Origin of the sequence: Candidatus Tisiphia endosymbiont of Dascillus cervinus (genome assembly GCF_964026405.1) — a bacterium.
Lineage (GTDB): Bacteria > Pseudomonadota > Alphaproteobacteria > Rickettsiales > Rickettsiaceae > Tisiphia.
This window is the reverse complement of sequence record NZ_OZ032146.1, coordinates 527,875-540,632: the sequence shown is the minus strand read 5'-3', so window position 1 is coordinate 540,632 and position 12,758 is coordinate 527,875. Positions and strand designations below refer to the sequence as shown.

15 protein-coding genes are annotated in these 12,758 nt (G+C 31.7%); 8 read left to right on the top strand and 7 right to left on the bottom strand.

All coding sequences use genetic code 11. The features are described from left to right. The first annotated feature begins 158 nt into the window (after window positions 1-158). On the top strand, window positions 159-284 hold the full coding sequence (ykgO, locus tag AAGD19_RS02675; protein WP_094648811.1) for a type B 50S ribosomal protein L36: 126 nt from the start codon (window positions 159-161) through the stop codon (window positions 282-284). Window positions 285-343: 59 nt separating this feature from the next. Here the strand turns inward: ykgO and AAGD19_RS02670 are convergent, their stop codons facing one another. The 6 genes from AAGD19_RS02670 to grpE all read right to left on the bottom strand — a co-directional run bounded on the left by AAGD19_RS02670 (window position 344) and on the right by grpE (window position 6,640). Beyond that, window positions 344-2,206 (bottom strand): pentapeptide repeat-containing protein, encoded by a 1,863-nt coding sequence (locus AAGD19_RS02670; protein ID WP_341748229.1) that lies wholly within the window; start codon window positions 2,204-2,206, stop codon window positions 344-346. Next, window positions 2,196-2,774: a biotin transporter BioY gene (locus AAGD19_RS02665; RefSeq protein WP_341748228.1), complete on the bottom strand. Its 579-nt coding sequence runs from the start codon at window positions 2,772-2,774 to the stop codon at window positions 2,196-2,198. Before AAGD19_RS02665 ends, AAGD19_RS02670 begins: the two co-directional genes overlap by 11 nt. Then, window positions 2,758-4,173, bottom strand: coding sequence for a sigma-54-dependent transcriptional regulator (locus AAGD19_RS02660; protein WP_341748227.1), 1,416 nt, complete (start codon window positions 4,171-4,173; stop codon window positions 2,758-2,760). The genes AAGD19_RS02665 and AAGD19_RS02660 overlap by 17 nt, the downstream gene beginning before the upstream one ends. 147 nt (window positions 4,174-4,320) lie before the next feature. Beyond that, the gene (locus tag AAGD19_RS02655; protein WP_341748226.1) at window positions 4,321-4,983 is read right to left on the bottom strand and encodes an HdaA/DnaA family protein; all 663 of its coding nucleotides are present in this window, start codon (window positions 4,981-4,983) and stop codon (window positions 4,321-4,323) included. Between the two features lie 9 nt (window positions 4,984-4,992). Then, window positions 4,993-6,039, bottom strand: a complete 1,047-nt coding sequence (locus tag AAGD19_RS02650; protein WP_410520823.1) for an AI-2E family transporter — start codon at window positions 6,037-6,039, stop codon at window positions 4,993-4,995. Between the two features lie 19 nt (window positions 6,040-6,058). Then, window positions 6,059-6,640 (bottom strand): nucleotide exchange factor GrpE, encoded by a 582-nt coding sequence (grpE, locus tag AAGD19_RS02645; protein ID WP_341748225.1) that lies wholly within the window; start codon window positions 6,638-6,640, stop codon window positions 6,059-6,061. 92 nt (window positions 6,641-6,732) lie between these two features. Between grpE and rph the strand changes: the two genes are divergently transcribed. From rph to AAGD19_RS02610, 7 genes are all read left to right on the top strand, one after another. Then, window positions 6,733-7,458 carry a ribonuclease PH gene (gene rph, locus AAGD19_RS02640; protein ID WP_341748224.1) on the top strand — a complete coding sequence of 242 codons (726 nt, stop codon included), beginning with the start codon at window positions 6,733-6,735 and terminating at the stop codon, window positions 7,456-7,458. A 20-nt stretch (window positions 7,459-7,478) separates the two neighbouring features. Then, window positions 7,479-8,159 carry a hypothetical protein gene (locus AAGD19_RS02635; RefSeq protein ID WP_341748223.1) on the top strand — a complete coding sequence of 227 codons (681 nt, stop codon included), beginning with the start codon at window positions 7,479-7,481 and terminating at the stop codon, window positions 8,157-8,159. Window positions 8,160-8,378: 219 nt separating this feature from the next. Continuing rightward, on the top strand, window positions 8,379-8,702 hold the full coding sequence (locus AAGD19_RS02630) for a hypothetical protein (RefSeq protein ID WP_341748222.1): 324 nt from the start codon (window positions 8,379-8,381) through the stop codon (window positions 8,700-8,702). Beyond that, entirely contained in the window at window positions 8,680-9,477 is a 798-nt protein-coding gene (locus tag AAGD19_RS02625; protein WP_341748221.1) for a patatin-like phospholipase family protein, read from the top strand. The genes AAGD19_RS02630 and AAGD19_RS02625 overlap by 23 nt, the downstream gene beginning before the upstream one ends. Before the next feature lie 205 nt (window positions 9,478-9,682). Beyond that, window positions 9,683-10,528: a transposase gene (locus AAGD19_RS02620; protein ID WP_341748220.1), complete on the top strand. Its 846-nt coding sequence runs from the start codon at window positions 9,683-9,685 to the stop codon at window positions 10,526-10,528. Continuing rightward, entirely contained in the window at window positions 10,528-10,665 is a 138-nt protein-coding gene (locus AAGD19_RS02615; protein ID WP_341748219.1) for a hypothetical protein, read from the top strand. The genes AAGD19_RS02620 and AAGD19_RS02615 overlap by 1 nt, the downstream gene beginning before the upstream one ends. Before the next feature lie 47 nt (window positions 10,666-10,712). After that, entirely contained in the window at window positions 10,713-11,525 is an 813-nt protein-coding gene (locus tag AAGD19_RS02610) for an IS982 family transposase (protein WP_341748218.1), read from the top strand. 249 nt (window positions 11,526-11,774) lie between these two features. Here AAGD19_RS02610 and AAGD19_RS02605 read toward each other — a convergent pair whose 3' ends face one another. Next, entirely contained in the window at window positions 11,775-12,755 is a 981-nt protein-coding gene (locus tag AAGD19_RS02605; protein ID WP_341748217.1) for a pyruvate dehydrogenase complex E1 component subunit beta, read from the bottom strand. Window positions 12,756-12,758 lie beyond the last annotated feature (3 nt).

Genomic DNA, 12,758 nt, shown 5'->3' with positions numbered 1-12,758 from the left:
AGTACATCCCAACTTTTAAATTACCCTAAAGAAGTTTTTAGGTTGACTGAATTGATAAAAAATATTATTATTACTTTTTTAAACTTAAGCTAGTGAAAGTTTGAAGGTTGATTTATCACTTTCTAGGTTTTTGCAAATAATACCAAGGATAGTTTTATATGAAAGTTGTAAGTTCGTTAAAATCTTTAAAGAAAAGAGATAAAGATTGTCAGGTTGTAAAAAGAAAAGGTAAAATCCTTGTAATAAACAAGAAAATCAAAAGATTTAAAGCTAAGCAAGGCTAAACTACTCCAATTCAGGATAAGAATTAACTAATTCTTATCCCAAATTCGCGTAGGTTATATTATTCTATATTTTTATTGCCCTGACCATCAAGGCCTTTAGTTCCATCCAGCTTTGCATTAACTAAAGATATTTTACTAACAAAGGCTTTAATGAAATTAACATTTGTTAAATCAGTATCATTAAAATTTGTATTATAAAGTTTGGCAGATTCTAATTTGCTACCGATAAGCGATGATTTACTAAAATCTGTGTTATTCAGATTTGCCATAGTTAAGTCAGTATTTTGTAATATACAACTCTGAAGCTTAGAATTAGATAAATCTACCCTTTTAAGAACAGAACCTGAAAAAATAGTTTGATTAAATACAAGATCTAGTAAATTTAAATCTTGTAAATTCATATTTGATAAGTCTTTTACCTGCTCTAAATCTTTTACAGAATATATAATATTTGTTGACTTAAGCTTATCAAAGTCTTGACTATTTAATACAATATTTCTATTAAAATCTGAATTAACAAAATTACTATCTTTATATCTCACATTATTTAGTTGAGAATTTATAATTGATGAATTATCAAAGGTTACTTCTGACAACTCTGAATTTATGATAGCCATTTGATAAAAATTACTATCAACAAATTTGGTACTATTTAAAACAGTATTCTGCATAAGCACTTTAGTGAAATTCACCTTATTAAATTGAGTACTAGAGAAATTAGAGTTTATTAACTCACTATTAGTCAAATCAGAATTAATAATAGTTGCTTGTTTGACATAGCTATTATTCAGTAATATACCAGTAAGATTACTATTCTCAATATCGCTATTAACAATGTTAATTTTATTTAACTTAAGCAAAATGCTACTGCAATTCTTTATTGATAGATCCTTTATGCTAGTGTTATTAAAGTGAGTATTATCCATAATACTCTTTTGAATTTGCACTTGCTGCAATTGTGCATTATTAAAATTGGTATTTTCAAAATTACAACTTTCAATAATTGCATTGGTAAAATTCACAGACTGAAAAGAAGAAAAAGAGAATAACGAGTTAGTAAGCTTTATATTTTTTAATTGAGCCTGATTAATAATACCATGAGTAAAATCTGAATTATTAATAATCGCTCCAGTAAAATCCACCCCTGTTAGATCTACAGATTCACAATAACAATTAGTGATACTAGCGTAATTAGCTAATATTTGCCGCAAATCTGTACCATAAAAAATAGAGTTTGATATAACTGCATTTTTGAAACTACTTTTTCCTAAATTGCTTTTCTGAAAATTAGATTTACTTATAATACTATCATCAAATACAACTTTAATAAGATTGGCATTTTCAAAATTAACATTTTCTAAATTAGCTTTGATAAAATCAGTGTCCTCAAAATTTGATTGAATAAAATTACTATTTTCCAAATTGGCATTTTCAAATATAGATGCTTGAAAATCTGAGCCATAAGCTGATATATTTTTTAATCTAGTATTAGAGAGATCACTTTCTTGAATTACAGATTTTGTTAGAACTGCATTCTCAAAATTTGCTCCCGAGAAATCCACACGTGATATTTCACAGAAACTTAAATCAACACTAGAAAGGTCTTCATCTGTCAGTTTAACACCTAATAATTTTAATCCCCTTAAATTTGAACCAAATTTACTTTTAATATTTACTCGTACCTTATTTTTATTCTGCTCTATTATATAATTCCTAATAACAAGACTTTGACTATTAGATAATAAACCATCTGCATCTCTCGGAGAATCCGAACATCCGGTAAGGAATAAAAGTAAAGCTAGAATAAAGAATTTTAGTTTAAAATACTCGCCAACAAAAGAGATGTTACTCTTGCTTCCTTTAACGTCATTTCCGCCGTAGCTCGAATGACACCGAGGCTGCTTAAAGATATTACAGAGCATTCTTTCTGTTTACCCCTGTTATATAATGATATAAAGAAGAAAATATTAATATCTTCACTAAACCAGTTGGTATAAATACTATAAACCCACTATAAATAGCTTGTTTAATTCCTATAATTGTTGTCAACCAGCTAACTCCCAAAAAGTAAATTATAACGTGACCAATAAGACAGCTAAAAAACCCTGCTAAAAATCTCTTAGTAAATTTTTCAGACAACCTACTATTAATTATACCCATAACAGGAGCTGCCAATAACATTCCTATAAGATAACCACCTGTTGTACCAAGAAGAAAATATAAACCACTGGATAATTTTGTAAACATTGGCAGCCCTACTATTCCGGCTGTAAGATAAGTTAAAATCGTAGCAAAACTAAGTCGAGGGCTATAAGTAAAAGCAATAATACTAACCACCACAGTTTGCATAGATACTGGTACTGGCTGGGTAGGAATAATAATCTGAGCTCCAGCAAAGAGAGCTATTACCCCCATCATCACTTTAATAACAACTACAGCATGCTTATTAGCTATAAAATTTGCTAGAGTTTTCTTATTCGTAACTGTCATAAATTTCCTCTTCGTTAAATTTATTATTAGGAATATGTAAATTGAGCAATTTCAATTTACGATGTAAAGCCGAACGTTCCATACCTACAAAGGATGAGGTCTTAGAAATATTATTATTAAACCTATACATTTGAGCAGCTAAATATTGTCTTTCAAAAATCTCTCTTGCCTCTCTAAGTGGCATGGTCATCATATCAACATTATCTTCCTGCTTTGCAGAACTAGCACTATTAACTAGAATTTCTGGTGGTATCATAGATGGTTTTATTACTTCATTATTATTTGAAGATAGTGGATTCATAATTAAAGTCCATTCTATCACATTGCGTAATTGCCTTATATTACTTGGCCAATTATAAACTTGCAGAGCTGCAATAGTTTCATCAGAAAATTCACGTGCTTTTAAACCAGAAAACTTAGCAAGTTGCTTAACAAAATATTTGACTAATACAGACATGTCATCTTTTCTATCATATAAAGATGGTACTTTTAAGGAAATAACATTTAGGCGATGATATAAATCTTCCAATAGTTCACCTTTACTTATTTCTTCTTGTATAACCTTAGAAGTTGCAGCAATAATCCTTATATCTAATTTTATTGCTTTGCTTCCCCCCTTATGAAACATTTGATCTTGCACAAATTTAAGCAATTTTACTTGTACCGAAACTGGCAAACCACTAATTTCATCTATGTATAAAGTACCATTATTTACTATTTCTAATATCGAAGGACGTATAACGCCTTGGTTCTCTATTCCTTCAAATAATTCTTGATGGACTCGGTCAGGATTCATGCATACTGGACTAAAGATTACGAAAGGAGCATTAGCCCTTTTTGATTTTTTATGAATTAACCGAGCAGCTAGTTCTTTACCACTACCAATTTTACCTTGAATCAATACTCTACTAGTAGCTAAAGCAGCTTTTTCAATATCAGACTTAAGCTTAGCTGTAATGTGAGAGTTACCTATAAGCTCAGTTTTATCAATAACCTTTGATTTCAGATCAAGATTTTCACGCTTTAACTTAGCTGCTTCACAGGCTCTTTTTAATAAAATCACTAACTTATCATGACTAAATGGCTTTTCTAGATAGTCATATGCACCCATTTTGATAGCATTTACTGCAGTTTCAATAGTACCATGTCCACTAATAACTATCACAGGCATTAGTGGATAGCGTTTTTTTACTATTTCCAAAATCCCAAGTCCATCAAGTTCACTACCCTGGAGCCAAATATCTAGAATAATTGCCGAGGGGGTTCTTTCCTGGAGTATTTTAAAAGTTTGAATACTATTAGCAGCGGTCTTGGTAGTAAATCCTTCCTCTTTTAAAATATCTGAGACTAAATCTCTAATATCTGCTTCATCATCAACAACAAGAACATCTATAGACATTGATTTTTCCTAAAACTAATTATTGAAATTATACGTTAATAGCTTACATAAAAGAAATCAACTAATTTTTATAACATTTTTACCACATAATCAAAATTATACATATTAAGCCCACACCAAGGCACGCGAATTCGTGATAAGACTATACTATTTAAGAACTTGTTTTATAAGAGGAACAGTAATAGCTCGTTTATGAACTAATGCAAAATGCGTTATTACCCCTAATAATTTTATCATTTGTTCAAATTGTCTCGGTAAATTAATTAATAAATATTCAATTACACAGTCAGATACTTTAAGCGATTGATCGGAAAAATACTTAAAGATTAACTTGGTCATTAATTCATCATCAGGCTGGTTTATTTCTAATCTTACAACAGCATTAATTCTTGAGGATAAATCCTGTAACGCAAAATTACTAGCTAAACTTCCTGTAGTCATCAACAAATATTTACGATACTCACTTATTAAATTAAAACAATGGAGCACTTTCCTTTCATCCCAAAATTCTATATCTTCCATAATAAAAGCATTATACTGCATTATATCTTCTGCACTAAGTATATCTAAATCTTTTTTTATAAAAAATGCATTCGACAAATTTTGCCATATTTTACTAAGATAGGTCTTACCAGAGGATGGTGGTCCGTAAATCAAAACTGTAAACTCATACGGTTTACTTCCCCAAGATACAGACCAGTTTTTGATTGAATTGTATGCAACTTGATTAGAAAGTGAATTAATAAAATTATCTAGAGCATATAGATTATTACTAAATAATGGTAATACATATTGCTGGGAGTTTGGCATAATTAATGTTTAAGTCTTATAAAACTTACTGGATTTATAAAAGTCGATAGCGGCTAAAAACAAAACTTTTATTATACTAGCAATTGGCACAGCAAAAAATATACCAATAAAGCCAAATAGGTTACCCAGTGCTAGAACCGCAAATATTATCCAAAGAGGATGTAATCCTATTTTATCACCTATGATTTTCGGTGATAAAATATACCCCTCAACTATTAGACCAATCAAATAGATAATTATTATATAAAATAATTTATTGACCATACCAAAAGAAAAATAACTAACAATCATGGTAAGAGAAAAGGATATAAAAACTCCAACGAATGGTATAATTATTGAAAAACCAGATACAAGTCCTAATAATACCCCTAGATCTACGCCAAGAATCGATAAAGAGACCCCATAATAAACTGATAATAATAAACAAACATTTAGTTGCCCTCTTATATAAGCAGATAAAGAATAATTAATTGCTGATAATATTTCTTGAATTCTCTTTTTACCTTTTAAAGGTAGCAAGAGGTCTATATTCTTTGCCATTGTTAGCCAATCCCGTAAAAAATAAAACAATATAAGCGGTATTAATAAAATTAACACAAATAAATTGATTGTTACCTTCGTCACATGCCAAATATTATTAGCAAGACCTGTGATAAGCAAAAATATGCCATTAACAAAATTACTAATAGAATCTTTTATCTTATCGGCAATATTTGGATCTATTGAATAAATTTTTGCCGTAATAACCGGTACTAATTCAGTTTGTAAGTAATCTTTATAGGTAGGAATTTTACTAATAAGTAGAGTTGTTTGTTGATATATGATAGGCAACACTACCACAACCACTATAGTAAAAATACTGAAAAACAGCAAAGAAATTACCGAAACTATTATAGTTCTAGATAGTTTATATCGTAATGAGAGATTATCAATTATAGGATGTAATATATATGATATTACCCCAGCTATAAGAAATGGCATCAATATATCAGAGATCAAAGTCAAAGTTACTATAACAGTCCCAATAACAATAACCCAAAAAATAACTTTATCCAAGATTATGCCTTTTCTTTATTCATGTTTTTTTCGATACTTGCACTATAGCAGGTCTAATTAACCTATCTTTTATCTTGTAGCCTGATTGCATAATACCTATAATACTATCTTGATCATATTCATCTGATACTACTTGTGAAATCGCATGATGTATATTGTAATCAAACTTTTCTCCTAATAATGGTTCTATTGATTCTAAACCGTGCTTTTTTAGTATGCTAGTCAACTCACTTTTAGTCATTTCTACCCCGGTAATAATACTAGCTAGATCACCTTCCGTATTTTGTGGCTTATGCTCCAAAGCTCTAGAGAGATTATCATTAACACTGAGTAGATCTTTAGCAAAAGAGAAAATTGCATAGTCTTTTGCTTCTTCAATTAATTTTTCTAAACGTTTCCTAGTATTGTCAGATTCAGCTATTGTCCTTAACAGTTTATCCTGTAAAATTTCAATTTGACTTTTCAAGCTAGCAATCTCTTGCAAACTATCTTGCAAAATCAGGGTATCTGTAGTATCTTCCTCTATTTCATTTACTAGCTGAGCATCATTATCAACTTTAATTTCTTGGTTGTCATTATTCTTCTCCTGTTGTTTTTCCATATTTACAGCCTTTTTTCTTGCAAAAATCTATTTTCTTAACATATAGTGTAAATCTTTGTATTTTCAAGTCAATTTTAATTAAGTAATAATCCATGAGAGCTTTTAATAGAAAGAATAATCAATTACGCAATATTTCAATTGAACCATCAGTTCTACTTAATGCTGGTGGTTCGTGCCTTATTAAGTTTGGCAATACCCATGTAATATGTAGTGCAACCTATGAGGCAAGTTTACCGCCATTTTTACGCGGGCAAAATCAGAGCTGGATAACTGCCGAATATGGTATGTTACCAAGTTCAACCCATCAGCGTATAAAGCGTGAATCGACGCAAGGAAAGCAGTCAGGTAGGACGCAAGAAATTCAAAGACTAATTGGTAGATCGATGCGTGCTGCAATTGATCTAAAAGCATTAGGAGAAAAACAAATTATCATTGATTGTGATGTAATTAATGCCGATGGTGGAACTAGAACAGCGGCAATTACTGGTAGCTATATTGCACTTCATTTAGCGATTAGATCATTAATTGCTAGAAAAATACTTAAAACTAATCCTTTAATTAGCCAAGTAGCCGCTATTTCATGCGGTATATATAAAGGACAGCCCATAGTTGATCTTGATTATTTAGAGGATAGCAACGCGGAAGTAGATGCCAATTTTGTTTTCTCAGGCAATGGAAATATAATAGAAATTCAAAGCACAGCAGAAAAAACCCCCTTTTCCGAAGAGCAATTTTATGATATGCTAAAATTGGCGAGGTTTGCTTCCTCTGATCTATTCAAGCTACAAAACCAAATATTATTAAATAGCACAATTTAATATTTTTACATGGAATATTTATGACTATAAAAGAATTTTTTACTAGATATTCGGAATTAAATGTTGAAGATTTAAAAAATCTTTTAGTTGATGATCGTGTTAAGGGTCTTAACATAAATCCAGCAGACAGTAAAGAAAAACTTATACATAATATAATCAAAACACCTGAAAAATCTATAGATCCAAAGGGTAGCCTTGAAAAAGCTGGTGTAATAATAGATATAATGGAAAAAGTTGTATTGCAGCATGCGGGTGATTTTCTAAAAGGAGCTCATGTAATGGTTGAGGACAATGGAGATATGTATGATACCTTAAAAGATTTAGGATTAGTTAAAGAACGAATCTCTTCACATCATAGAGGTAATAAAGCTGAGCCAGATGCATCAGTGCAAGCTGGAGAAATATTTAGGGAATTTTTAGTTGGAAAAACGAAAGACGGGAAAACATGGTTTCAGCTAGAAGCTCATTCTATAGGAGGGCTTAGCAATTTTATAAAACATATGATAGATTATGTGACTTATGTATTAACCGGCAAGAATGTTGGACAATATGGTCTTTCAGAACACGTAGACAGCAAACCTATTACACTTAATACTAAAGAAGTTACGGAAAAAACACAAAAGAAAACTCCTACTACAACTGCCAAATTTGTACAAAGAATAGGAGATGAAAAGAGAAAAACACAACATATTGAACGTTAATAGCATCGTTCGTAGTTAATACCTACTATGCACATTAACTATTGGCTGTGCAAGTCTCCCTGTAAATATACAGTTTAACGCAAATTTGGGATAAGAATTAGTTAATTCTTATCCTGAATGCTGGGGTAACCTGAATTATCTTGATGACAAAATATGTATTTTATAGTGTCTATAAAATTAAGTCTTAACTTTTTATAAATTAAATGTTCTTAGGTTATTATGAAAAATGTCATGATATTTTTACTTATATTAGTAGTATTTACTGCTTGTACTCCTAGAAAACAGATGCAATATAGCAAAAAAGACTCTCCTTTAATTTCTGCCAACTTATGTCCTTTAGTAACAAAAAATATATCTATTCTTAAAAAGAAAAAGAAAGCTGTTAGAATACTATCAATAGATGGCGGTGGGGTTAAGGGTATTATACCAGCACGTATTGTTGCAGAGTTTGAAAATCGAAGTGGTAAACCTGCCAGTGAGTTATTCGACCTTATGGTAGACTTCTACAGGTGGACTTGTGGTGTTAGCTCTCGCTACACCTAATGAATCAGGACAGCCAAAATATAAAGCTTCTGACATTTTAGATCTATATATGCAAAAGTCTAAAGATATTTTTTACGCTTCCATGTTTAGAAAAATATATACTGGTTTTGGTCTTTGGGGACCAAAATACGATCGGAATCAATATGACAAGATATTAATAGGGCTTTTTGGTAATACTAGGATGAGCCAACTAATAAACCCTACGGCTGTTACTTCCTATAATTTGGATACTAATTTACCACAGGTGTGGACTAGAAAGCAGGCACTTAAAGACCCTAATAATAATTTTTTGATAAGTAATATTGCAGCAGCTAGCAGTGCTGCCCCTATATTCTTTGCACCAAAGCTTCTAACTAATGCGTATAATAACAGCAGTTATCAAGTAGATGGGGGTATGTTTGCCAGTAATCCTGAGTTGACAGCTGCTAATTTAGCTTATGAACTAGATGATACACTAACTCAAAAAGATATCGTACTCATATCACTTGGTACAGGATTGACAAAACTAGGCATAGAGTCGAAAGATTTATGTAAATCAGGGGTTATTGGTTGGATACTAAAAGCTAATTTGATTAGCGGAATGATGCAAGCTCAAGGTTTGTATAATGCTGAATTAGGGGAAATTTATGGTAATTCCTGCCGCCTACAATTTGAGCTTGATAAAAAGACAAGTGCTATGGATAATGCTTCTAAAGCCAATCTGCTTGCATTATTAAAGTTAACTGAAGACTACATTAACCCCAGTTGCCAATTAAATAGGAGAGATGAAAGGTAGATTTTAAAAGGGACATAGGTTATTTTATCTTTTTCAACCAATAACAAAATAACCTATGAAAAAAGATTTTACCGCAATTTACTGCAAAACTTACGCTATGAGAAAAAAAAATGGTACATTATGTTGAGTATAATTTACAAATGCCAAGAGGATAAAATTGCAAGCAATACCAGTTAATAGGACAGATTACTGTCAATTTCTAATAGTGAGTCAAAAGAATTATAGTTTGACCTACTATGCTGAACATGCCAAAAAATGTAGCCATGATGTTATTAATAGATTTTTAAAAAATGAAAAATATACACCTTCTTTGTTATGGGAACATATTAAGGATGATGTTATTTTATCGCCTAACGGATATACAATATTTGATGATACGGTGTTAAATAAAAGAAATACCAAGAAAATAGAAATTGCTAGATCACAGTACAGTGGGGCTACAGGTGGTATTACTACTGGTATAGGAGTAGTAAGTTTGGTATATTATAATCCGGATATTAATAAGTTTTGGGTAATAGATTACCGAATTTTTTCGCCCGAACATGATGGAGCGACAAAAGTAGAACACCTATTAAATATGTTAAATAATGCTGTGTATAGCAAAAAGATTCCTTTTCAAACTGTGCTTTTTGACACATGGTATGCTACGTATAAAATTATGCAACATGTTGATTCCTTGGGTAAATATTATTATGCTCCTATTAAAGCAAATAGAAACGTTACTAAAACTTCCTCTTCTAAGCCTTATAAAGCTGTTAGCAAGTTAACGTTTTCAGATGAGGAAATTAAGAGCGGAGTGGAGATTCATATAAAGGGCTTTGCAAAAGATAAGCATGTTAATTTGTTTAAACTTACTGTTTCTACCAACAGAGTTGATTATATTGTTACCAATAACAAAACTCAAAAATCTTCTAAAGCCGTACAAGATGAGTGTGGCTTTCGTTGGGTAATTGAGAGCATGCATAGAGAAATCAAGCAACTTACCGGTATAGAAGATGCCAATGCAGAAAACAACGCATCCAGCGTAATCACATTAGTTGTGCATTTTTAGTGTGGGCTTTTCTAAAAAGAACTGCACACAAAATAGGTAAGACGGTTTATCAAATAAAGTTAGGGCTTTTAGATCATTATATGCAACAGCAGTTACGTTCACCCTCTTTACGCTATTTAGAACCTTACATAGCGTAAGTTTTGACTGTTTTGTCGACGATTTTATAAAGAATTTGGAAAATAATTTGCCTACAATTAATAGTAGTAAATTTAAACCTGGTGTAAGTAATTATTTATCAATAAGCGAAGTATTAACCATATTAATTGGTTACTATGATTCATATTGTGATTGTTTTAAGCATTATTACAAACAAGTAATCTTACATAATTATACAGAAGATTTTAAACTTGTTAGTTATGAACATTTTACTAAATTGATAGGTAGAAGTATGCCTTATTTAGCAATATTACTGAATCATTTGCTTGCTGAATGCACAGGTCTGTCTTTTGTAGATGCTACAGGTATAGCCGTATGTAAGAATTATCGTATAAGTTCACATAAGGTTTTTAAAGGAATAGCGGCAAGAGGAAAAACCACTAAGGGGTGGTTTTATGGACTAAAGTTACATTTAATCATAGATTCCGAAGGTAATCTGATAAAGGTATCTTTCAGCAGTGGTAATAAGGATGATAGGAAAGGACTTAAAGGAATGATATTTGGTATATATGGCAAAGTTTTTGGCGATCGCGGTTATATATCTAAAGAATTATTTGATGATTTGTATGACAAAGGCATCCAACTTATTACTCGGGTTAAAAAGAATATGAAAAATATATTAATCCCTATTATAGATAAGGTTATGTTGCTCAAAAGAACTCTGATAGAAACCGTAATAGGCAAACTTAAATTTCTTGATAAGTTAGAGCATTCTAGACATAGATCAGTTACAAATGCATTTAGTCATATGCTATCCTGCCTAATCAATTATCAGTTGCTAGAAAACAAACCTTCTATCAAAACTTTGCTTCCTATAGAACTTTTTGATATACAAAATTAATTGGCAACTGGGGTTACATTAATGCTAACTCTGATCTTATCGACCAAATTATTAGTATATTACTAAATACATCACCAAACTATTAAATGGCAGAAAGATGCCATTCCTAGCTAAAAGCGGGAATCCAAAAAATAGCCTGCAAAGGCTATTAGATATTATGGATTTCCGCCTACGAGGGAATAACATATTAGTGATCCACGCGGGAATGATATCGGTAGTGGTTAAACTGACGACCTTAATTCTTGAAGTCTAGCTAGTATAACACACTTTCTTCACAGCACTAATAACATCTTCTATAGTTGGCAGTGCTAATTTCTCTAGATTAATAGCATATGGTAGAGGAACATCCTTACCCGAGATAATCTCTATAGGAGCATCTAGATAATCAAATGCTTGGTTCATTACCATACTAGCTATAGTTGCACCAACACCTGCAAAAAACCAGCCTTCCTCTATAACAACCAACCGATTAGTTTTTTTAACCGACTCTAATATAGTTTCTATATCTAAGGGCTTGATAGTTCTTAGGTCGATTACCTCACAGTTAATACCACTATCATACAAGCTATTTGCTGCATCTAAAGCCAACTTAACTTGCAAAGAAAATGTTACTATTGTGACATCATCACCTTCAATAAGTTTCTTAGCCTGACCAAATGGAATTGGTTCTATTATTTCTGGGACTTCAAAACTATGACCATAGAGAATTTCATTTTCTAGAAAAACAACCGGGTTATCGTCACGAATAGCAGTCATTAGAAGCCCTTTGTGATCTTCTGCACTATAGGGAGCTACTACCTTAAGCCCCGGAATATGACTATAACAAGCTGTATAATTGTGACTATGTTGGGCAGCAACTCGACTTGCTGCCCCATTTGGTCCACGAAATACTATTGGACATTTAATAGTTCCACCAGACATATAATGAGTTTTAGCTGCAGAGTTAACTATTTGATCCATTGCTTGCATGGCAAAATTAAATGTCATGAATTCAACAATGGGACGAAGCCCAGCAAATGCCGCTCCAATAGCCACACCAGTAAAACCATGTTCTGTTATTGGCGTATCAATTACCCTTTTTGAACCAAACTGCTCTAATAACCCTTGGGTTATCTTATACGCTCCTTGGTACTGAGCAACTTCTTCTCCCATAATAAAGATACTATCATCTCTTAACATTTCTTCTTGCATTGCTGCGCGTAAGGCTTCCCGTACTGTCGTTTGTAACATGTT

Coding starts and splice junctions, on each gene's coding strand:
- ykgO (WP_094648811.1), top strand. CDS start 159: ATGAAAGTTGTAAGTTCGTTAAAATCTTTAAAGAAAAGAGATAAAGAT.
- AAGD19_RS02670 (WP_341748229.1), bottom strand. CDS start 2,206: ATGCTCTGTAATATCTTTAAGCAGCCTCGGTGTCATTCGAGCTACGGC.
- AAGD19_RS02665 (WP_341748228.1), bottom strand. CDS start 2,774: ATGACAGTTACGAATAAGAAAACTCTAGCAAATTTTATAGCTAATAAG.
- AAGD19_RS02660 (WP_341748227.1), bottom strand. CDS start 4,173: ATGTCTATAGATGTTCTTGTTGTTGATGATGAAGCAGATATTAGAGAT.
- AAGD19_RS02655 (WP_341748226.1), bottom strand. CDS start 4,983: ATGCCAAACTCCCAGCAATATGTATTACCATTATTTAGTAATAATCTA.
- grpE (WP_341748225.1), bottom strand. CDS start 6,640: ATGGAAAAACAACAGGAGAAGAATAATGACAACCAAGAAATTAAAGTT.
- rph (WP_341748224.1), top strand. CDS start 6,733: ATGAGAGCTTTTAATAGAAAGAATAATCAATTACGCAATATTTCAATT.
- AAGD19_RS02635 (WP_341748223.1), top strand. CDS start 7,479: ATGACTATAAAAGAATTTTTTACTAGATATTCGGAATTAAATGTTGAA.
- AAGD19_RS02630 (WP_341748222.1), top strand. CDS start 8,379: ATGAAAAATGTCATGATATTTTTACTTATATTAGTAGTATTTACTGCT.
- AAGD19_RS02605 (WP_341748217.1), bottom strand. CDS start 12,755: ATGTTACAAACGACAGTACGGGAAGCCTTACGCGCAGCAATGCAAGAA.